This is a genomic window from Halomonas sp. HAL1, assembly GCF_030544485.1.
Taxonomy (GTDB): domain Bacteria; phylum Pseudomonadota; class Gammaproteobacteria; order Pseudomonadales; family Halomonadaceae; genus Vreelandella; species Vreelandella arctica.
In genome coordinates this window covers 907,543-929,312 of the sequence record NZ_CP130610.1, presented here as the reverse complement: position 1 = coordinate 929,312, position 21,770 = coordinate 907,543, and the positions used below count along the sequence as shown (strand labels likewise).

The 21,770-nt window shown below is 54.9% G+C and carries 18 protein-coding genes; 9 read left to right on the top strand and 9 right to left on the bottom strand.

The window, feature by feature from the left end; all coding sequences use genetic code 11:
* The first annotated feature begins 41 nt into the window (after positions 1 to 41).
* The 3 genes from Q3Y66_RS04430 (at position 42) to fhuF (ending at position 2,743) form a co-directional block, all read left to right on the top strand.
* On the top strand, positions 42 to 839 hold the full coding sequence (locus Q3Y66_RS04430) for an inositol monophosphatase family protein (RefSeq protein WP_008957750.1): 798 nt from the start codon (positions 42 to 44) through the stop codon (positions 837 to 839).
* 198 nt (positions 840 to 1,037) lie between these two features.
* Complete coding sequence (locus Q3Y66_RS04425; RefSeq protein ID WP_008957751.1) at positions 1,038 to 1,805, top strand: ABC transporter ATP-binding protein; 768 nt, start codon at positions 1,038 to 1,040, stop codon at positions 1,803 to 1,805.
* Positions 1,806 to 1,954: 149 nt separating this feature from the next.
* A complete protein-coding gene (gene fhuF / locus Q3Y66_RS04420) occupies positions 1,955 to 2,743 on the top strand; it encodes a siderophore-iron reductase FhuF (RefSeq protein WP_008957752.1) in 789 nt (262 codons plus the stop codon).
* 6 nt (positions 2,744 to 2,749) lie between these two features.
* Here fhuF and Q3Y66_RS04415 read toward each other — a convergent pair whose 3' ends face one another.
* From Q3Y66_RS04415 to Q3Y66_RS04395, 5 genes are all read right to left on the bottom strand, one after another.
* Positions 2,750 to 4,402 (bottom strand): multidrug ABC transporter permease/ATP-binding protein, encoded by a 1,653-nt coding sequence (locus Q3Y66_RS04415; protein WP_008957753.1) that lies wholly within the window; start codon positions 4,400 to 4,402, stop codon positions 2,750 to 2,752.
* A gap of 138 nt (positions 4,403 to 4,540) precedes the next feature.
* Complete coding sequence (locus tag Q3Y66_RS04410) at positions 4,541 to 5,629, bottom strand: DUF1513 domain-containing protein (protein ID WP_008957754.1); 1,089 nt, start codon at positions 5,627 to 5,629, stop codon at positions 4,541 to 4,543.
* Between the two features lie 3 nt (positions 5,630 to 5,632).
* Positions 5,633 to 6,658 carry an imelysin family protein gene (locus tag Q3Y66_RS04405; RefSeq protein ID WP_008957755.1) on the bottom strand — a complete coding sequence of 342 codons (1,026 nt, stop codon included), beginning with the start codon at positions 6,656 to 6,658 and terminating at the stop codon, positions 5,633 to 5,635.
* 23 nt (positions 6,659 to 6,681) lie between these two features.
* Positions 6,682 to 8,148 (bottom strand): di-heme oxidoredictase family protein, encoded by a 1,467-nt coding sequence (locus tag Q3Y66_RS04400; RefSeq protein ID WP_008957756.1) that lies wholly within the window; start codon positions 8,146 to 8,148, stop codon positions 6,682 to 6,684.
* 107 nt (positions 8,149 to 8,255) lie between these two features.
* Complete coding sequence (locus Q3Y66_RS04395; RefSeq protein WP_008957757.1) at positions 8,256 to 9,551, bottom strand: imelysin family protein; 1,296 nt, start codon at positions 9,549 to 9,551, stop codon at positions 8,256 to 8,258.
* A 207-nt stretch (positions 9,552 to 9,758) separates the two neighbouring features.
* Between Q3Y66_RS04395 and Q3Y66_RS04390 the strand changes: the two genes are divergently transcribed.
* Together Q3Y66_RS04390 and Q3Y66_RS04385 are read left to right on the top strand one after the other, a co-directional pair.
* Positions 9,759 to 10,625, top strand: coding sequence for a LysR family transcriptional regulator ArgP (locus tag Q3Y66_RS04390; protein WP_008957758.1), 867 nt, complete (start codon positions 9,759 to 9,761; stop codon positions 10,623 to 10,625).
* 230 nt (positions 10,626 to 10,855) lie between these two features.
* Positions 10,856 to 12,664 (top strand): diguanylate cyclase, encoded by a 1,809-nt coding sequence (locus Q3Y66_RS04385; protein ID WP_008957759.1) that lies wholly within the window; start codon positions 10,856 to 10,858, stop codon positions 12,662 to 12,664.
* Between the two features lie 2 nt (positions 12,665 to 12,666).
* Here the strand turns inward: Q3Y66_RS04385 and Q3Y66_RS04380 are convergent, their stop codons facing one another.
* Both Q3Y66_RS04380 and Q3Y66_RS04375 read right to left on the bottom strand, forming a co-directional pair.
* Positions 12,667 to 13,224, bottom strand: coding sequence for a cytochrome b (locus tag Q3Y66_RS04380; protein WP_008957760.1), 558 nt, complete (start codon positions 13,222 to 13,224; stop codon positions 12,667 to 12,669).
* A 170-nt stretch (positions 13,225 to 13,394) separates the two neighbouring features.
* Positions 13,395 to 14,258 carry a LysR substrate-binding domain-containing protein gene (locus tag Q3Y66_RS04375; protein WP_008957761.1) on the bottom strand — a complete coding sequence of 288 codons (864 nt, stop codon included), beginning with the start codon at positions 14,256 to 14,258 and terminating at the stop codon, positions 13,395 to 13,397.
* A gap of 101 nt (positions 14,259 to 14,359) precedes the next feature.
* On the opposite strand from Q3Y66_RS04375, the gene Q3Y66_RS04370 reads away from it, so the two are divergent.
* Positions 14,360 to 15,238, top strand: coding sequence for a DMT family transporter (locus Q3Y66_RS04370; RefSeq protein WP_008957762.1), 879 nt, complete (start codon positions 14,360 to 14,362; stop codon positions 15,236 to 15,238).
* A 2-nt stretch (positions 15,239 to 15,240) separates the two neighbouring features.
* Here the strand turns inward: Q3Y66_RS04370 and Q3Y66_RS04365 are convergent, their stop codons facing one another.
* A complete protein-coding gene (locus tag Q3Y66_RS04365; protein WP_008957763.1) occupies positions 15,241 to 15,732 on the bottom strand; it encodes an NUDIX hydrolase in 492 nt (163 codons plus the stop codon).
* Between the two features lie 125 nt (positions 15,733 to 15,857).
* Entirely contained in the window at positions 15,858 to 16,928 is a 1,071-nt protein-coding gene (locus Q3Y66_RS04360) for a hypothetical protein (protein ID WP_008957764.1), read from the bottom strand.
* Between the two features lie 326 nt (positions 16,929 to 17,254).
* Here Q3Y66_RS04360 and Q3Y66_RS04355 point away from each other — a divergent pair, with 326 nt between their 5' ends.
* From Q3Y66_RS04355 to Q3Y66_RS04345, 3 genes are all read left to right on the top strand, one after another.
* Positions 17,255 to 17,635 carry a septal ring lytic transglycosylase RlpA family protein gene (locus tag Q3Y66_RS04355; RefSeq protein ID WP_008957765.1) on the top strand — a complete coding sequence of 127 codons (381 nt, stop codon included), beginning with the start codon at positions 17,255 to 17,257 and terminating at the stop codon, positions 17,633 to 17,635.
* A 281-nt stretch (positions 17,636 to 17,916) separates the two neighbouring features.
* Complete coding sequence (locus tag Q3Y66_RS04350; RefSeq protein WP_008957767.1) at positions 17,917 to 18,921, top strand: NADP-dependent oxidoreductase; 1,005 nt, start codon at positions 17,917 to 17,919, stop codon at positions 18,919 to 18,921.
* Between the two features lie 269 nt (positions 18,922 to 19,190).
* On the top strand, positions 19,191 to 21,752 hold the full coding sequence (locus Q3Y66_RS04345) for a glucose/quinate/shikimate family membrane-bound PQQ-dependent dehydrogenase (protein ID WP_008957768.1): 2,562 nt from the start codon (positions 19,191 to 19,193) through the stop codon (positions 21,750 to 21,752).
* The last annotated feature ends 18 nt before the right edge of the window (positions 21,753 to 21,770 follow it).

Sequence of the window (21,770 nt, the reverse complement as noted above, 5' to 3'; positions counted from 1 at the left end):
TGCCATTCACTAATACACGATGAATGCCCAGGGGAAATACAATGCTCGATAGCAGTAATGACCTACTCGAAACGGTGAAGCAGGCGGCATACGAGGCGGGTGCGCTATTACGCGAGGGATATTCGCTAAAGGGAAGAATTGCCTTTGAGCAAAAGGGGGCGTCAGACTTTGTCAGCTACTACGATACAGCCGCCGAGAACATCATTATCGACTGTATCAACAGCGCTTTTCCCGATATCGCTTTCCTAGGTGAAGAGAGCGGGCTTACGCCCACCGATAGTGACTATACCGTCATCATTGACCCTCTCGATGGCACCAGCAACTTTCTGCATGGGGTGCCTCACTTCTCGGTCTCCATCGCAGTTACTAAACGCGATGAGCTGATCATCGGCGTTGTCTATCAACCGCTGCTTGATGAAATGCTTTGGGCCAGCCTTGGCTCCGGCGTCTTCCTCAACGACACGCCGCTCACGACGCCTGAACCGCGCCCACTGAACGAGATGCTGGTAAGCACCTGCCTGCCCTACCACGCTAAAGGCGACTGCACGACGGCCATAAATCAACTCGACGTGCTAATGCCCCAGGTGGCGGGTATCCGCAGCCCGGGCTCAGCGGCGTTGGAGATCGCCTACACCAGCCTGGGCCGGTTTGATGCGTTTTGGTCTCAAGGCGCTAAGCTGGACTTTTGGGATATCGCCGCCGGTATTGTGATTGCCCGAGAGGCTGGCTACACCGTCACGGATCTCACTGGCGAGCCGAACCCTGCTCAATGGAACAGTTTACTTGCGGCACACCCCGAACAACATAGCCAACTGCTAGCGTGTTTAGCGTCTTGCTGATGAACGATCAGCATCATCTCTAATCGCATCGGTTAGCCAATCAAGCAGAGGCTAACCGCCTGAGGCCTACCCCTTGCCTGCTTTCCCCAAGCGCGTTTGCCCTCTATCACGTAAATCTTTTCATTTTTTTGTTAAAAATGAGAACCATTAGCACTAGAATGGAGGCATTATCATCAACCCTATCGCCAGGAGTCATTCATGTTCGAGGTCAAAGGTGCCACCTTTGAAATCAATGGTAAGCAGATTCTAAATCCCATTGATCACAGCTTTCATGAGGGCAAGGTTTACGGCCTGATTGGCCATAACGGCTCGGGCAAGTCGACGCTGATCAAGCTCATGGCCCAGCAACAGCCGGTAAGCCAGGGGGAAATTCACTTTGATCAGCGCCCACTGAGTGACTGGGGAAATCGTGAGTTCGCCCGTCAGGTGGCTTACCTGCCCCAGCATTTACCGAGTGCAGAAAATCTTACCGGACGCGAGCTAGTCGCCTTTGGCCGCTACCCATGGCACGGGTTGCTGGGCCGCCACACCCAGAAAGACAAAGATGCCATTGATCGCGCCATTGCCCTGACCCACACAGAGGCCTTTGCCGACCGCTTGGTCGACACACTCTCTGGTGGTGAACGTCAAAGGGTATGGTTGGCGATGCTACTCGCCCAGGGCAGCCGATTCCTGCTGCTGGACGAGCCGCTAGCGGCGCTGGATATCGCCCACCAAATCGAAGTACTGGCGCTAATCCGTAAGCTGTGCGATGAGCTAAACCTTGGGGTGATTATTGTACTGCACGATATCAACATGGCTTCGCGCTACTGTGACGAACTGATGGCACTGCACAGCGGTCGCTTACTGGCCCATGGCAGCCCAGGTGATTTGATGAGCTGCAGCACCTTAGAGGCGATTTATGGCCTACCGATGCAGGTCATGAAGCATCCCAACGGAGAGCACAATATCGCCGTGGCTCAATAACGTTATTCTCCGAGGCCAAAGGCTTTTAAAAGCACTCATTCGCAACCAAACGCTTCAACTGATACGCATTATCGATTAAGCTGGATACCGTATTTCCCCTGTGTGCTGTTTCAAAACCCTGCGCTAAATCCCTGTGATGGAGCCTCGCGATGCCCTCTGCTCTGCGTCAGCCGCAACTGTTCGAGCCTTCATTGGCCGCCTGCTACACCGAGCCGTTGGCGAACTTTACGCCGCCGTTAATAGGTGGAACGCCACCGCTGGAAGCGTTCAAAACAGCTCGTTGGCGGGATGCCGGTTGGCTCAAAGAGGACCTCTCCCGCTTCGCTGAACAATACCCAGGCGGAGACCAGCGGGCAGTGGTATCGATCTGGTCGAAATGGCACTTAAGCGCACTAACCGTTCCCACACTCACAGCCAACCTGCTGCTTAACCGTGACCTGCCGGTGGGGCTGGACGACATGCAGGTTATCTTTAACGATAAGGGTGCCACCTCTCGGCTGTGGTTGCCCCACGAAGGTACGCCGATATCCACTCAAGATCCGTTTGAGCGTTTTGCTACCCTGATTGAGCAGCACTGGGCACCGTTGATTGAGCAATTAGCAGCTATCTCCGGCGCTGCACAGCGGGTGTTCTGGAGCAATGCCGGTGGCTACCTGGACTTTTACGTCAACGCACTAGGCGAGCATCCGCTTGCTAATCGGCAGGCGTTTGAGGCCGCCAAGGCGTTGCTGGAAGCGCGCAACCTACCCAACGGCAAACGTAACCCGCTGTTTCAGCCAGTGCGGCACTTTACGCCCAAGGGTAGCGAGGAAGTTAAGCGGGTGCGCAAGCTCTGCTGCCTGCGCTATTTACTGGACGAGTTCGATACCTGCGGCAACTGTCCACTAGAAGGTTGCGACCTACAAGCGCGCAAGCATGCCAAGCAAGTCGCTAAATGATCGTCTTTACAGATTAATTTGCGTTACCGCATCCTCGCTTGCTCTCGCGCGCTCTTCGCCCTTCAGCTCGCTTAATTGCCCCTTTGACATTTCCAGCAAGCGGTCAGCATGCACAAAGTAACTGTCGTCATGGCTGATGGCGAACACGGTTTTACCCATCGCTTTTAAGTGCGGTAATAGCTCGCGGTAGAACAGCCGTCGGAACTGCGGGTCTTGATCCGCCGCCCACTCGTCGAGGAGCAAGATATCGCGCTTTTCGGCAATCGCCAGCAGAAGTGCCAGGCGCTTACGCTGCCCTTGTGAGAGCTGCGTGTTGATAACGCGATCACCCTCCCACTGCAGTTTGTGCTGCATCTGCAGTCTCTCAAGCCAAGTATCAACGACCTGCGGGTCAGCAGGTAGCCCTTCAGGGCCCATGGTCTGATCAAACTGATGGAAATCGGTAAACACGCTGGCAAAGCGAGCACGGAACGCTTCCCACTGAGCAGCAGTGACCACCTGCCCATCAATCTTAATGGTGCCGCTTTGGGGGCGGTATAACCCAGAGAGTAGCCTTGCCAGGGTCGACTTACCGCTGCCGTTGCCGCCGATCAAAAACACCTGCTCACCGCGCGCAAGGGTCATATTGAGAGGCCCCACCTGGAAGCCCTCGCCCTGGGCAGTGTCCGGGTAGTGATAAGTGACTTCCTCCAGCTCCAGACGCTGCCAATCAGCCAGCGTATCGTCGACGGCAAAGCTTGATTGGTACTCGGCTAGCTCCAGACTGCTCAATTTATCAAAAGCCACTTGGGCACTGATCAGCGTTGGCCAAGCGCCCACCGCCTGAATCAGCGGCGTACGCAGAAACAGCAGCGTCAACGCAAAGGTGGAAGCCACCGTGGTACTCGCCCAGCCCAATCCATTAGAGAGGAAAAACACCACCCCGATGGCGCCCAACATCATAATGTTAGACCAGTTGTTAGCGCTTAAGTGGTAGGTATCAGCGCGGATAATGTGGTGACGGTAGTCGCGGGCATTGGCGGTATAACGCTCATCATAAAAGCGCCGAGCACGGTCGCGGTTCAGCGCCAGCTCTTTGCGCCCTTCAATGGCCGCCTGGAAATCTTTATAGAGACTGTCTTCACTTTCACGCACCAGGCGAAAGTGGCGATACACCCGCGACACCAGCACCCAGCCCACGCCCATGGTGAACGCGATCCACACAACGGTAATCACCACCATTTGCGGCGAGAGCCAGGCCAAATAGGCCACCGAGGCAAGTGTAAGCACCACGCCCTGAATCAGCTCCGGAAGGCGCACAAAACCAATGGTGATGTTGCGCACATCGCTGGACAGGCTAGCAAGCAAGGTGGCGTTGCCCAGCTGCTCCAAGCGCTCAATATCGGTGTCGAGAATCCGCTTCACCAGTCGCGAGCGCAGGTCAAACACAAAGTGGTGCCCCAGTACCGTCAGCGCCAATTGCGTACTTAGCGTGACTGCCAGCAGCACCGCCAGCAGGCCTAGAAATTGCGGCAGCGCCGCCATGCTGCCTACCTCAATAAGCCGCTGGTTGATAAAAGCAATCACCCCGACCCCTAAGCCAGCGCTCAATAGGCTCAAAGCAATGGCGCCTAAAAAAGGCCAGCGGTAGTGATGAAATACTAAGCGCAGCAGTTCCATGGGACTCCTTGCCTTCCTGTAAAGAGCGCTGAAGTCTAACAGCAGCGCCGCTCACCAAGAAGGAGTCATTAACATTGGAGGATTATGTGGCAACCGGTCACTGGTGCGGAATGCTATCCCAAGCCGCTTTTCTGAAAATCATGTCAGATGGTTATCCCAGCGCAGTTCCAGGCTGGCGAGAAGCTCGGGCATCGCTAAGTCAGGCGTAACACGGTAGAGCCCGCCTTGGCCGGAGGAAACCAGAAAGCCGCCGTTGCCATCGCACCGGGCGCCAGCGGCGTCGGATAATGCGAAGCTGGCAACAAGTTTGCCTTGCGCGGCATCCAGCAGCAGCACCCGGTTTCCGCGAGGGGCAGTCACCAGAACATTGCCAGACACACGGCTAAACGCCACGCTGGCAGTGTAGTGCTTCAGACTGGCGGTGACTTCATCGGCCAGCGACAGTTCAGAAAAGTGTCCCTGGGCATCCAGTCGGCAGATCAGTGGGTGGGTTTCCCACTCGGGGCCTTCGAACTGATAACCGGCGATCACCGTGCCGTCCGCCGCCACATCAAGATGACGGCAGCTTAGCTGGTGATGGGAAGGTTTGTGACGGGCCAGGACATCACCGCTGTGGCGATCCAGCAGAATCAGCGCCGGTGCCATGGTGTCTAGGTTAAGCTTTACCCGACCGTAGTCAGGGTGCGTCTGAATGCCCCCCAAACCGATCACCAGGGTGTCACCATCCGGCATCAATCTAAGCTCATGGGGGCCAATACCGTCCAGCGGCATATCGCGCACATGGGTGTAGTCGTTGGCGGCATCGTAAACGCGTACGAGCCCCTCACTATCCTCCAAACGATTGGCGGTGACATAAAGGTAGCGTCCGCTTAGATCGAACACGCCATGACCATAGAAGTGGTGGCCCTCACCGGCTGCAATGGTGTGAGCTAACTGACGGCTGTCGCCATCGATCACATGCATCCGTGTACCAGGACGGCGTGCAAACAATACCGCCTGGCGGGAATCGGGCCGTAAACAGCCGCCGTGGCAGCGCTCGGGCACTTCGATCATAAAGCGGGTCTGACCATCCAGCGCTACCCCGGCGATGCAATGCGCACCGCTGGGGTCATCCACCGCGCTAAACAACCAAGCGGCTTCCTCTCGTGCGGGCAGCGCCCAGCTCAGCGGGGTCAGCGCCATGGCGAAGCTGCCCAACCCGACTTTGAGTACCTGTCGTCTATGCATAGTTCAATCCCCATCGCTAGAGTTAAAGCCGCGCACCAACCCCAGCTCACCAGCAATCTCGTTACCCAGCAGATGGCGTAGCTGGCTGATGTCGAGGTAGAGCGACTGCAGACCACGAAACGCCTCTTCGTCTTCAAGGGAAGGCACCAAGCCCGGCGGCAGCTCGCTGGCCTGAACGAGTGTCTTATCCAACTGATCACGAAACGCCTCGGCAAGCGGCAGCGCACCGGCCTCGCGCAACAGCGCGGTAAGGCCCGGCAAAAAGCCGGTACGCAGGCCTTCCAGGCTACTCTCTACCAAACGAACCGTTTGTCCGCTACGCCACGTTTCGGCTAAGTAGCCGTTGGCAGGTGCGCCTTTGAGGCCCATGGGCTCACCGAGCCGTTTATCTTCGAGTATTTCAAGGGCTTGGATGGCGCTCGCCAGCGTGGCCTCCGTGTAGTCGGCAGTATTAAGATAGTGCTCGCCAAAGGCCTGCCAGTCGCGATGCAGCGCGCTCGTGGTATCCGCAAGATGCGTGGTGATGGCCTGCATCAGCGAGCAGGCTCCAGGGGCGCTCAGGACCTGTGCGTCCATGGCGTCGTCATAAAGCAAGTATTCAAGGGCGGGAAAGCCTTGGACCGCCACGCTGTCACTGGCGATATCCTGAGCATCCGGGGCTTTGGCTGCCTCCAGCCAGCCGCGCACCTTACTGCCCACCAGATTTTTACGATCCGGCCAGAACTGCAGCTGCCAGCCTCGGCTGTTCTGCTCAATGGGACCAAACTGGATAAAGCGCACCGCCTGCCAGGCTTGATAGGCGCTCAGCCAGTCATTTTCCAGGCGCAGCCTGAGCGCCTCATCAGAGCCCTGACAAAAGCGCGCGGCAGTGGTTTCCAAACGCTCAGAGGCAGTGTTCAATTCGGCATACTGCAATTCCACCGCGCCATGCCACATTTCCCGGGGCGTGGGAGTGTCCGTGCCAAAGGAGAGCGGCGCGGCCAGTAATGTACAGGCCAACAAACTCAGTCGGCGAAGGGAAACGATCACATTAACTCCTTAACAACAAAAACTTACAGAGACTCAAGAAAACGGATAAGTTCCGCTCGCTGGTCGGTGGGCAATGCACGATAGCCCTGGGTAGCGCTTTCTGCCTCGCCACCGTGCCAAAGTATTGCCTCTTCCAGGGTACGAGCGCGACCATCGTGGAGAAAGCCAGCCCGAGGGTTCACCGTTTGCGCCAAGCCGATACCCCATAGGGGCGGCGTGCGCCATTCGCGGCCATCGGCCTGGAACTCGCTGCGGTGATCGGCCAGGGCGTCCCCCAGGTCATGAAGCAGCAGATCACTATAGGGCCATATTTCCTGTCCAGCCAGCGCTGGACGGGCGGCGTTCGCGTCGGTGCGATGGCGCGGCGTATGGCAGCTCGCGCAGCCCAGCGCGTTAAATCTCTCAGCGCCCTGCTTCACTGCTGGATCATCCATATCGCGGCGCATCGGTACCGCAAGGCTAGAGGCGTAAAAGGTAACGAAGTCGGCCACGTCATCGCTGACTTCAGGCGTGCCACCGTTGGGAAAAGCATCGCAACCCTGGCTCTCCATACAATCGGTATGTGGCACCAAGCTGGAGGTCAACCCCATATCCCCAGCGAAAGCGTGCAGGCCTTGTTGCTCGATGCTGGGCTCGCCCGCTTTCCAGCCAAAGCGCCCCATAACCGTAGTGCCACTGCGCGCATCCCACACGCGGTTGGCACGACCGGAAATACCGTCACCATCGGTGTCGTCAGGGTCGGCAGCCGCCAGCAGGTCGACTTCGGGGATCGCTTCAAGCAGGCCCAAGCCGATCATGGGCGGCGCCAGCCGCGGTGAGGTTTGCAGCAACTCGGGCAGCTCTCCGTAGGCGGGCTCGGCAATCGAGTAGATCGGCTCTTGCAAGGTGACGCTGGAGCCATCGGTGAAGCTCACTTCCCGAGGGCGATACTCAATCACTAGTTTGGCTTCGGGCTTAGCACCACTAATCGCAGCGGTTTGTAGCTGCAAACCGTAGTTAGGTACCGGAAGTGCCCCCCGCTGTTCCAGTGTTTCTGGATCCGCTTGGCTAGCGGGTAGCGAGAGGCGCAAAAACAGCGCGATGGGGTTTTCGTCGCCCGAGGGTGGGTGCCCCCGACCATCTTTAAGGTGGCAACCCTGGCAGCTATTGGTATTGAGCAGTGGCCCCAGGCCATCCCGGGCCTCGGTGCTGGCGGGCGCCGCCACCCAAGGGTTGCGAAAGAAGCTGTTGCCAACGCTGAAATCCAGCCGCTTGGTCATCGACATATTACTCAGCGGCAATGAATAGGCGTTATGGTCAAACTGCTCTACCGAGCCATCGCCGCCACTCATGGGCGAGGTCTGTATAGGCGGCAACTGAATGGGGTAATCCTGGATAAGTGATTCGGCTCCCTGCAGGGGCGTGGCCAGCAAGAACAGTAATAAACTGCTGTGGGCTAATGTGCTGGGCACCCACTTGGCTAAGACAATAAACCGGAGTAAGCGGTACATGGTGATACCTTGCGAGGGATGATACTGAATACGAGCCATTCGACAAAAACCAACAGAGCCGCTCGATAGCAACACTATCGGCGGCTCATGGTAGACGCTAGTCCAGCCTAGAACCGGTGACCGGCATCATCAGGCTGCAGGGAGGCCACGCCCAGATCGCCTGCGGCCTGTTCGATAGACCCTGTTTGCGCCACTAGGGTAAGGATCGCCTCGTTGATCAGTTCACTGCCCCGCTCGTTACCCGGGGCGATCATCATATCGAAGGCCATCGGCGAGCTTTCCGCTTCAGCCGCCTCCTTGATAGCATCAAGCCGCGCCATCGTGGCTTCTAGCTGCTCATGGAGTGTATCGGCCAGCTCAGCATTTTGCTGAGATAACAGGTCTTGCAGCGAAGGTCCCTCTACCACACTGCCATCAAGGCGCTGATAGCTGCCGGTGTAGATATTCTGGATACCCTGGCCGTTGTAGTAGTGGGAGTTGTGGGTATTATCGCTGAAGCAGTCGTGCTCATCCTCAAAAGAGTTGGCTTCAAGGGCGACCTTTAATCGCTCACCCGCCAGCTCGCCCAGAGAGAGCGAACCCATGCCGAACAGCATACGGCGCAGGCCCTCCTGATCGCTTTCGGCAAGCAACTCCTGGCGGTAGTTACCCTCAGTTTCCGGCGCCCACTGGGCCACCATCCACTCAAGGTCGTCAACGAGCAGGTCGGACACCGCATCCAGGTAGCTACCGCGGCGATCGCAGTAGCCATGAGTGCACTCGTCGCCGATTTGGTAATCGCTTACCGGTCGTTCGCCGTTGCCTGCCTCAAAGCCATGCAGATCCTGCCCCCAGAGCAGAAACTCGATGGCGTGATAGCCGCTGGCGACGTTGGCCTCCGAGCCGCCTATTTCGTTCAGGTCAGCAAGGAGTTCCGGGGTAATATCGCTAACGTCCAGAGTTTCGCCGCCGACAGTGATTTGCTCGTTGGCAATAATATTGGCGGTGGCGCCCTCGTTACCCAGTTCATGCTGGTAGTCGTCGCCTTCGACATAATCGATCATGCCTTCGTCCAGAGGCCAGGCGTTGAGCTGCCCTTCCCAGTCGTCCACCACCGCATTACCGAAACGAAACACTTCGCTCTGCTGATAAGGCACCCGCGCCTGCAGCCAGGCTTGCTTGGCTGCGCTCAGTGTTTCAGCCGTGGGATTGGCGAGCAATTCGTCGATACGCTCGTTCAATGCTTGGGCAGCCTTCAGTGCATCGGCGTAATTGGCATGCGCCAAATCGGCGTAGTGATTAACCACGGCGTCAGCGCTAACGGTGTCGGCAGCAGCGGTGTCGATAGCAACTGGGGCAAAAGGCATCAGCGCGCTAAGCGCAACGATGCCAGCAAGAGGGCGACGGAGCATGATGGCGGGCATTACGGTGTCCTTTAGGCTGTGGCATTACAGAAACTACTCACATAAAGTGCTAGGCAACCCGTGAGGATTCTGATGCTCTAGCCCTGCCTGAAATGTAATTCATTAGCTTATGAGATTCAATCCTATTTGAATCTAAATAAAAAGCGCTACACCGTTTTATCGCCATTTTTTGCCTTATGTCACTTAGTGCTACCGTGGGAAACCGTCATGCTCGATTACAAATTACTTCATGCTTTGGCGACCGTGGTGGAGTGCGGCGGCTTTGAGCGCGCGGGGGATGAATTGGGACTGTCACAATCTGCCGTGTCCCAACGTATAAAAGCACTAGAAATTCGCCTTGGTCAGCCAGTGTTGGTTCGGCACCCGCATTTAGCTCCAACCCCTGCTGGCCAGCGGCTGTTAACCCACTACCAGCAGGTACAGCTATTAGAGCGTGACCTGCGTGGCTCACTACCCACCTTAGATGATCAGGCGCCGCGCCTGCGTATTGCGATTAATGCGGACAGCCTAGTCACCTGGTGGGCCGAGGCTGTTGCCACTATTTGTCAACAAGAAGGCGTGTTACTGGACCTTGTGATTGAAGATCAAGATGTCGGACTCAAGCGGTTGCGCGATGGAGATGTAGCGGCCTGCCTATGCGCCACACCGCAACCGATTGCGGGTGCGCGTTGCGTAGCGCTGGGAGAAATGCGCTATCACCCGTTGGCGACACCCGCTTACGTTGAGCGCTATTTTTCAGATGGCCCGACAACAGAGAACTTTCAGCGTGCACCAGCCATCGTTTTCGGCCCCCACGATCAGTTGCAGCATCGGTTTATGGCGCTGTTTGGTTTCCACAGCCACTTTCCTTATCACCTCTGCCCCTCTTCGGAGGGCTTTGTTCGTTTAGCCGCGGCAGGGATTGGCTATGGCATGATGCCGCAATTACAGACGAGAGAATTAATGCAAAGTGGTCAACTGGTCAGCGTGGCGCCAGGCCACTCTTTATCGGTGCCGCTCTACTGGCATTTTTGGCGTCACAGCGGAGAATTAATTCAACGACTTACCCAACATTTAGGTCATATCTTTTATTAAGTATGGAAGTTTTAAACAGTTAATTTTACAAACTTGTCTACACTGAAAGTGCCCATCAAACAGCACAGAAAAATTTGGTGATGATATTTTCTCCTGCTGCATTAGTGCCAAACGGCGAGTAAATTGCACGTTTACCTAAGCGCTATAATATAACGATGGGCGGCCCCTGGTATGGGTAAGGGAACCCAGGGAACAAAGAGCGGAATAAAAACTAAAAAAAGCGATGTGATATGCATGTTCGACGTTTAAAGGCAGGTGTTTATATCGGCCTACTGTTGCTGTTGGCTGGATGTTGGATACCTTGGGCACATGCAAATACCCTCTTATCAGCAGCGCCAAACCAGGCGAGCTACTCGCTTGCTCCTTACAGTGAATTTTGGCATGCAACTGATAAATCAATCACGCTTAATAACTTACTCTCTCACCCGCCTAATTTTAAGCACTCCCATCACGAAGAAAATTTAAACTTCGGCTATACCCGTCATGATGTGTGGCTTAGAACACAAGTGCGTAATGACTCGCCGGAAACCCAGCGCTGGATGGTACAGTTTGAGTACCCATTCTTGGATTACGTCACACTTTACACACTGCGCCAACAAGGCATTGAGGCGCAGCGCAGCGGTAGTGCAGTCCCGGTTGAACAGCGCGCCCTAGCCCATCGTCAGGCGGTTTTTTCACTGGAGCTTGCTGCCCATGAGCAAGTAACTCTGTATACCCATGTGGCTGCCTCAGGCAGCAAAATGCTCAACTACAAGCTAATAACGCCCGAGGCGTTTTATACCCAAAACGATCGCCATAATTTTTGGCTGGCTACCTACTTCGGCATGCTGCTGGCAATGGGTTTATATAACTTATTGCTATTTTTTGGCTTAAAGGAACGGGTTTTTCTTCACTATTCGCTCTTTGTCGGCGGCTTTGCTCTCGCTATTCTGACCTTTAACGGCATCGGCACACTGATGTTTTGGAGCTTTCTGGGTGACAACACGGCTCGTCTCGTGGCACTCGGTTTTACCTTCGCTTCCACCATGGCCACACTGTTTGCGCAAAGTTTTCTTAACACGAAGATCTATTGTCCCCGCTGGCACAACGTATTGAGTACCTTTCGCAGTTACTGCTGGTTGACAGTGATTGCCACACTGTTATTACCCACTCCCTCGGCACTTCACCTCATGGATGTGACGGGCTTTATGGCAGCTTTACTGCTTCTGCTATGCGGCAGCTACTGTAGTTTACAACGCGTACCCAGTGCTCGGCTGTTTGTATTTGCTTGGTCACTATTTTTACTAGGTACGGGTGTCTTTGCGCTGCGTAACCTGAGCCTACTTCCAGCCAACTTTATTACTCTGCACGGTATTCAAATTGGCTCAGCGCTGGAAATGTTATTGCTCTCGTTTGCCTTAGCATCGCGCTTCAATAAACTTAAACGGCAAAAAGAGAGAACTCAAAGCGCGATGTTGGCAGCACTCAAGAAACAGGAAACCCTATTGGAACGAAGAGTCGCTGCCCGCACCAAAGCATTGGAGCATTTGGCCAATCATGATGTACTCACTAGCCTGCTGAATCGCCATGGACTGATGCGTTCTGCCGAAGGTGCGCTACAGCGTAATCGTCAGCATGGTCATCGTTTGGCGCTATTAATGCTCGACCTGGATCGCTTTAAGCCTATTAATGATAATTATGGCCATGAAGCAGGCGACTTTGTTTTACAGCAAATAGCCAAACGCATCGTCCACTTAGCGCGCACCAATGATCACTGTGCCCGGTATGGAGGCGATGAGTTCATTATTATCATGGAGAATATAGGCACCGGCGATACGTTAGCGCCTATTCTGGCGCGTATTGACCAAGCCATCTGTTCGCCGATCAACCTTCCCGGCGGTGAGCAAGTCAGTGTTAGCGTCAGTATTGGGGTAAGCACCTGTCACGGCGCAGAGGATGCCACGCTTGAAAGCTTGCTGAGTGAAGCTGATAGCAATATGTATGCAGTTAAATCAAGCCAAGCCGCCGCTTACTATCGCTACGGCTCGGCGAGTTCTTAATTCTAGTCAAACAGGCTCATGCGCTTCATAACGTTGTCACGCTTGATTTTCCAATGGAATATTGCGCCAGCAACGTGTAATACCACTAAGCCTAAAATGATCCAGCCTAACCGCCCATGCCACATGAAAAGTTGTTCAGAGAGCTGCTCACGCTCAGCAAGTAAACCGGGCAAATGCCAGTGGAAAAACTCTACTGGAAAGCCGCCGCTAGCAGTGGCGGCCCAGCCCAATAGCGGCATAATAATAAGCGCTAAGTAGAGTAGATGGTGCACGCTGGTGCTGACGATACGCTCGAATGCATTTAACGGGGGCTCGTGGTCAGGCACTACGAATGCCAGTCGGGTGATAATACGCAGCGTCATCAGCAGTAATATCAACACGCCGAGTGTTTTATGACTGGTATACAGCAAGTTCGTGAGCGTATTGCCTACCAACGCAACGGTGCGCTCAAACCCCAGAAAGCCTAGCGTCAAACCGCTAGCCAACGAGAGTAACACGGCACCCGCCACTAGCCAGTGCAGCACCCGGTGCGGGTAGATATAACGATCCAGTTCGTGCATGTAGTGCTCCTAACAGCAAATTTATTTGCTTTTTAGTCTAGTCAGTAACGTTCCCTTTCGCTGATTAAAGCACTTCGCTGCCCTCAACGTTAAGTGTTACTTTTACCCAATGCTTTTCCTCTACTGCCTGCTGGGAACGGTTGAATCGCTACGATCGGTGTTTATATAGCCTAGTCAGGCACGGCTAATTGCTCACGTATTAACTCACCCAAGCGCCGCGCTGGCTCTGAGGGCCGGTGGGGTGCGCGGTGAAGCGCCAGCTCGATCATTGGCAGCGCAGGCAGGCCACTGCTCTCATCCAGTGGCCTTAGCGCCGGCGTCAGCATGCTGCGCGTCACCACCACTATCGCGAGCCCCGCGGTCACAATCGGCGCCAGCCCGGCCATTGATTGGCTGGTATAGGCAACACGCCAACTGCGCCCTGCCGACTGCAGCGCCTGCTCGGCGACTTCACGAAACACGTCAGCCCCCGGCGAATAAAGCGCTAACGGCAGTGGATCACTTAGCAGCGGCTGCTGGTACATTCCAACGGCCCACAGCAAAGGCTCTCGACGGATCACATCGCCCCCTGGCGAGTTGCGTTGACGTGTCACCAGTGCCAGATCAAGCTCTTTGGCTTTTACCTGCTCTACGAGATGGGCGCTGGTACCGCAGATCACCTTGAGTCCCACCGCCGGATAGAGCTGATTAAAGTAAGCAAACACCGAGGGCAGCAGCGAGGCGTAATCTTCCGGTATGCCTAACGTGAGGTCACCGGTAACTTGGCGCGCCTGCATATCACTCCATGCTTCATCATTAAGCGCCAGCAGCCGCCGAGCATGATTAAGTAGGCGCTCGCCTTCTGATGTAAAGCGTATTCGCCGCCCTTCCCGCTCGTGCAGTGTTAGCGATAACTGCGCCTCCAGCCTCTGCAGCTGCATACTCACCGTAGACTGCGTGTAAGCCAAGCGTTTGGCGGCGGCGGTCACACTGCCGGTATCCGAAATTGCCACCAGGGTACGAAGCAGGGTTAGGTCTAAGGTGGGCGCGCGCATATATCACCGTTCTTGATTAAAATGATCATAAAAGATCGATATTGTGATGCATTGATGATGAGTATGCTGCTCGGCACATGCTCAAATCAAGGAGACTTCCGATGCATCGCGCTCACTCCCCCGCCCTTTTTCCACGTTGGTACAGTGTTGGTGCGGCACTGGTGGCCGTGATGCTTTGGAGCGCCGCGCCGCTGCTGTCAGAGTTTGCCAAGTCGACACCGCCTTTACAGCTAACCGCCGTAACACTGCTTGCGGGGGCGATGGCAACGCTGCCGCTGAGCCGCCGGGTTAATGTTGCTGCCAGCGGCGCGGTTTGGCAGTTAAGTGTCTGGGTGGGCATTCCGTTACTTATTTTTGGCGCGGTGAGTACTTACTTTATAGGTATGCGGCTAGCGCCCGCCGCTGAAGCGGCGCTGATTACTTATACCTGGCCCGTGCTCTTTGTGCTGCTTAGTCAGTGGAGCCGCTTTGGCCGTCTGCGCATCGCAGGCGTTGTCGGTGCGCTGATTGCGTTTTCAGGCGCAGCGTTACTGCTGGTTCCTCAAGCCATCAGCGGCGGATTAGGGGGCGCTACCACTGGCTACGCATTAGCACTGCTGGCTGCCTGCTGTTGGGCGTTTTATTCATGGCTCAGCCAGGCAGCCCCAGTGGCGTTGACACCGCTACTGCCACGACTGCTGCTGATCGCTTGTGCTATTGCCGTGGCCGCTAGCCTGCTACTTGAAGGACAACTCCCTTTACCCAGCGGGGAAGCGTTGCTAGCAGGCATTGCACTGGGGTTAGGCCCTTACGGCGTGGCCATGGTGGCTTGGGACAAAGCACTGCGCTGGGGGCACACCAGCCTAGTGGGCAGCTTAGCGTATGGCGTGCCGATTCTGGCCGCCCTGCTACTGGTTCTAGCAGGCATGAGTGTGCTCGACTGGCGCTTACCCACAGCGGCAGTGCTGGTGGTGGTTGGCTGCCTTAAAGCTGGCCGCTAGGCTTACTTAAACAGATTCACCTCGGCTACTTTAATCGCTGGCTCGCTAGATAGAATGTCATCCAGCAATTCAGGTATCCACCTGGGTTTAAAAAGCGCGGGGTCGGCCTCGCGCATCTCTTCCCGAGCCCACCAGTGACTGGCCTGAATAGTAGAAGGTTCTTCATCGCTCCAATGGGCAGTGGTAATTTCAGCCATTGGCGGGCAGCGCACCAGAAAGTAGCGTTCAAGCCAGCGGGCTGGCGGAGAGCCTCCCACGGCGTCAATATTATCTCGTTCGCGCAATAGCGGGCCGAGTGGGCAGGTCAACCCCGTTTTTTCCTTCAGCTCGCGCATTGCCGTGCTGGGGTAATCCTCTCCCTCAAGCAATTCGCCGCCTACAGTGGTCCAAAAAGGCGCTTGATGCTCATCATGATGGCGAAAAAGCAGTAGCTGACCTTGCGGGTCAACCACCATTAAATGTGCTGAACGGCGTGTTTTGATTTGTTGGTTCATAAGCGATCCATGCCTATTATTGAATGACAGTAAACAGTGCTAAAGCAGACACAATGCGTGCTTTTGGCAATGCCTTTTCAGCCTAGCTGGTTTAAATAAATTTACCGGGATAAGTGAGGTAGTAATTAAAGTTGAGGAGGAATTTCCGTCGGTTCCATTTCAATATTTAATTCGAACAAACCACTACCGGTAGCGCTAAAACCGCTTGCGCTTACCGTATAAGTACCAGGCAGCAATTGCTCTTGAAGACGGGAATCGGTGCCCCCTGCGCCGTCGTCGTCGCTGGCTGCAACGCCTTGTCCACTAATTTCAATCAACGTATCGAAATCAGCGGAGCGCATTTCTATGGTAACCAACGAGCTCTCTGCCAGCTCCAACTGATAGATCAGTGGTTCACCGCTGTACCAACCACTTAGCGATCCTTCGGCAGTGAGTGACCCATCGTTGCGCAGCTCGCCATCGCCCGGTAGTTCGTGAGGCGCCACTAAAAGGGTATAAACCCCATTACCATCGTCATAAGCACTGCGCGCGGTCAACGTGTATTCACCGGGCTCAAAGAAATCGGCAATCCGGGCGTCTAAATCACCGGCGCTGTCATCATCTTCACGGGTATAGCCGTTGGGTCCTTCTATGGCTAAATAGGGGTCAAAATCATCAGAGCGCATTTCAAGCTGGTAAAGACCCGCCTCTTCTATGTTTAGCGCTATTTCATCGGCATCGCCCTGCAACCAGCTGTCAAATGATTCGCCTATTATTACCGTGTCGGCATCGGTGAGCTCTACGCTGCGGCTATCAATGGTAAATGGGCCATAGCTATAGGCATCGGCCCCGCTTACCACCACGACATAGTCACCGCTTTCTTCGATACGGTGGCGCACAACGGGTGCATTATCGAGTAGCTGAAGCTGATCATCGTAAAGGGCCACAACGCCTTCCAAGGCACCATCAAGAGCGATTTCAACGATTTCATCTTCTTCTAGCGAGATTGCATAGCGCACAAAGCGGCTGCCATCGTTCCCGTTAAGTTCGCTCGCCAAGGTTATTTCCCCGCGTAAAGGCTCTGCAAGCATGAGCCTCTTGGCGGGCTTATCCTCAGCAGTTTGCAGTTGCAAGGGAATAACCTGAGCAGCCAGAAAACCGACGGCAGCGCCGCCCAACGCCACCAACACAAACGCTAGCGAAGCCGATTTAGCCATGAACGTTCCCTTGTTAAGTTGTAATGACAATCATTAATAAATTAAGCAAACGTGATTATAAGATGCTTAGCGAAATAAAGTGAGCGTTTGATAAAAAATACTGCATTGCACAAATCTGATTTTTTACTAACTTAACCCTTGCGTTGATAAGTCACTGAAACTCAAGGGCACGAACACTGCGATTAAAAAAATCTTGAAAATGAACCTAATTGCGTCGATCTTCTCAAAGCTTGCTGACCCGCAACGACAAGGGTACTATCGCAAGGCCTACTCGGCACCTCATCAAAGAATGCGGGATCCGTAATACGCAAAACTGAGGTACTCCTATGGGAGCCCAAAAACGACTGATCCGAACGATTTGTTTGGCAGCGGTAGTAGCTGGTAGCGCTGCCAATAGTGCTTTCGCACACGAAACAGATACACAGGAAGGCGTCGCCTCCTTTTACAGTGACCGCTTTCAAGGAGCCACCACAGCCAGTGGAGAGCCCTTTGACCAGCAGGCACTGACAGCCGCCCACCCGAGTTTGCCGTTTGGCACGAAGGTGTTGGTGACGCGCCCGGACACGGGGCAAGAGGTAGAAGTATTGATCAATGACCGCGGCCCCTTCGTTAAAGGGCGCATTATTGATTTATCCAAACGCGCGGCAGTGAAGCTTGGCATGCTACGCCGCGGTACAGCACCGGTTATGGTAACGCTGTTGGATTAACGGATAACACATTCTTGGTTGGTGTGTGATACCCCTTAGCCTAATTAATGCGACAGTAAACCAGTCAACGTTAAAATAGTGCCACTCATAAATAGTGCCACTCTATACATACAGGGCGACCAGCAATGGTCGCCCTGTTTCTTTTGGGGTGCTTTATCGCCTACCGATTTCTCATGCATGGCGAACTTGCAAGCAAGCTAATGGTCTCTATGCTGCAAGGAGTTCAACGCGCGTAGCTGAAACAGATAGCTCAAGGCGCCATTTATTCGCAGGAGGCATTTATGCAGTCACAGTTTTATACGCTTACTGATTACCCCCAGGGCCTACCCGATCGCTCTCTGTTTAAACTGGAGACGCAAACGCTGCCTGAGCTAGCCGACGGAGAAGTGCGAATTCGTAATCGCTGGCTCTCTGTGGATCCTTATATGCGGGGCCGCATGAATGGCGTTCGCACTTATGTAGACCCCTTTGAACTCGGCAAACCCATGGAAGGCGGTGCCATTGGTGAAGTGATCGAGTCCAATGATCCAAGCTTAAAAGTAGGTGACAACGTCAGCCACATGGGCGGCTGGCGTGATATTGCCCAACTGCCTGCCCAAGGGGTGACGCCATTACCCGACCTTGATGTTCCTGAACAGGCTTACCTGGGTGTGTTAGGCATGCCGGGCATGACCGCCTGGACCGGTCTTAATTTGATTGCAGAGTGCAAACCGGGCGATAACGTTCTGGTCAGTGCGGCCAGCGGTGCGGTTGGTTCGTTGGCGGTTCAGTTAGCCAAAGCAAAAGGATGTCATGTAGTGGGCATTGCGGGTGCTGCTCATAAGCTCGCTTGGCTTGAATCACTGGGTGTCGAACCGGTCAGCTATCGCGATCGCAATGCGCATGAACTAAGCGACGCCATTAAGCTCGCAAGCCCCAACGGTATTGATGTGTATTATGAAAATGTGGGTGGCATTTGCCTGGAAGCTGCCCTCAGCCAGTTAAATGAAGGCGCCAGAATCGCAGTGTGCGGTATGATCGACGATTACAACGCCGCAGAGCCCACTCCAGGCCCCAGCAACCTTTCGCAACTGGTCATCCGTAAAGCCAAAATGCAGGGCTTTATCGTGGCGGATCACTGGTCAAGCTATCCCTACTTCCTAAACGAAGTGGCCCCGCAAGTCGCCGCTGGAAAACTGGCTTATAAAGAAACCGTGAAAGAGGGTTTAGAGAATATGCCAGAGGCTTTCTTGGCGTTATTTGAAGGCGGCAATACCGGTAAGATGCTGGTCAAACTAGGCAGCTAATCGTTGCGCTAGATTAAACTTGCTGGAGTTACCTATCCCACACCCCGAAAGCCGCGCTACGTTGATAGTGCGGCTTTTTTATTTATCACTGTTTATGCTTACCTACCAGAAATCATTAGACCAAAAGCGAATTGATTATTAAAATCGATTAGCTATTGAGATGTGTTTTAACCCATCGGCTTTGCTGATGGGTTAGGGCACACTGCTGAATCGCCGCTTAGCAGCCACTGCTAAGCGGCATTAACTCGTTGTTAAATAGGGGTTACCTCATGGATGAACACTCACGTACGCACAGCAGATGGCCGCTATTACTGCTTGGCCTTTTGCTAGTGGCGGCGGGACTTGCCTTGGCCATTGGCGGCGGCAAGCTGCTTAGTGTAGGCGGCAGTGCTTATTACTTAATTACCGGCATAGGCGTTATCGCCAGCGGTGTTTTACTGGCAATGCGCCGGGGCGCAGCGCTCTGGCTGTATGCGCTTATCTTGTTTGCGACGCTTGTATGGGCGTTATGGGAAGTCGGCTTAGACTGGTGGCAGTTGGTGCCACGCGTTGCGATCCTCTGCCTAATCGGGATTATTTTACTGCTTCCCTGGTGGCGTAAACCGTTACATTCACGAGGCGGCAGCTTGGCATTGGTAGGTAGCATTGTTGCTGCCATTCTGGTGGCTATTGCTAGTCAGTTAAGCGACCCAGGCAGAACCGAAGGGACGATTTCCAACGCCAGCGAAGAGGCCAACGCCGTTAACCCCGCGCAAGTAGCGGGAGACGACTGGCCTGCCTATGGCGGCACCAATGCGGGCACTCACTACTCCTCACTTGAACAGATTACGCCTGACAACATCGGCGAACTGGAAGAGGTATGGCGCATTCAAACCGGTGATGTGGCAGGGCCCAGCGCGCCGTCCGAAATCACCAATCAAAACACCCCGCTTAAAGTAAACGACAGTCTATATATTTGTACCTCGCACAGCCGCGCGATGGCGCTCTCCCCTGAAACAGGGGAAACATTGTGGGAGTTTGACCCAGAGGTGAGCACGCTGGGTGCCGAGGATTTCTCGCTCTGGGCCCATATGACCTGCCGCGGCCTCGCCTACTATGATGCGGCTAACTACTCCGCGGCCCCAGACGCCAACGGATCAGCGGATAACAGCGCGCCCACAGACACCGCGGCTAGCAACAACGATGCACCGAACAGCGACACAGCGCTCTCTTTCGACATCTTCGATAACAGTGATATTTTCAGCCTCGACCTCTCTTTCTTGTCACTGCTGTTTAGCGTTGAAGATGAGAGTGATACGCAGCCCATGCTCAGCGAAACCGACGTCATGTGCCCACGCAGGCTTTACCTGCCTACCGCAGATGCGCGTTTAATTGCGCTGAATGCCGATACCGGTGAGCGATGCGCCAACTTTGGCGACAATGGTGAAGTCGACTTGACCAACAATATTGGCGACTTCGACCCTGGTGGTTACTACTCCACATCGCCTGCGACAGTAACGGAAAACCTGGTTATTCTTGGCGGGCACGTTACCGACAACAGCTCCACTGATGAGCCTTCTGGTGTCATCCGTGCCTTCGACGTGCACACCGGCGAGTTGGTGTGGAACTGGGATAGCGGTAACCCCGATGACACCGAACCATTAGCGGATGGCGAAACCTACACACGTAACTCGCCTAACGTATGGGCGCCGATCAGCGTAGATGAAGAACTCGGCATGGTTTACCTGCCCATGGGTAACGCCACACCAGATCAGTATGGCGCCGACCGCACTGAGAACGATGAAACCTATAGCGCAGGTTTAGTGGCACTTAACCTGGAAGATGGCCAAGTTGAATGGGTTTACCAGTTCGTTCATCACGACCTGTGGGATATGGACACACCCGCGCAGCCGGTGCTGATTGACCTTGCCACCGATGAAGGTACCCAGCCCGCGGTGATTCAGCCAACCAAGCAAGGCAGTCTTTACGTCTTGAACCGCGAAACCGGTGAGCCGATTGTGCCCATCGAAGAGATACCTGCTCCGCAAGGCGCCGTTGAAGGCGACTGGACGGCGGAAACACAGCCACGCTCAGCGCTAAACCTGCTCCCTCCCCCGCTCACCGAGCGCGATATGTGGGGCGCCTCACCGTTTGACCAAATGATGTGCCGCATTCAGTTCAACTCGTTGCGTTATGAAGGACAGTACACGCCGCCTTCGCTGGAAGGCAGTATTGTTTATCCGGGTAATGTCGGGGTCATGAACTGGGGTGGGGTCGCCGTTGACCCTGAACGCCAAGCGCTATTCACTGGTGCCAAATACTTGGCATTTGTTTCCACGCTGATACCTCGCGAAGAGGTAGAAGAAGGACAAGGCTCGGCTAGCGAGCAGGGTTTGCAGCCTAATGCAGGCGCCCCCTATGCCGTTGAGCTTGGCCCACTGCTTTCCGTGCTAGGGCTGCCCTGCCAAGCGCCTTCCTGGGGCGATGTGGCCGGTATCGATCTACAAAGCGCAGAAGTGGTATGGAAGCACCGTAATGGCACGACACGCGACAGCATGCCGTTCGATCTGCCGATTGGTTTGAATGTCGGCGTTCCGGCGCTCGGCGGCCCGCTCACCACCGCGGGCGGTGTATCGTTCTTGAGCGGCACCCTAGATCAGTACCTGCGCGGCTACGACATCACCACTGGCGAGGAAGTGTATAAAGCGCGCCTACCGGCAGGTGGCCAAGCCACACCCATGACCTACACCGGCGAAGATGGTCGCCAGTACGTGGTCGTCACGGCGGGGGGGCACGGCACCTTTGGCACCAAAATGGGTGACTATGTGATTGGCTACGCGCTGCCTGAGTAACCGATCGACCTAGTAGAC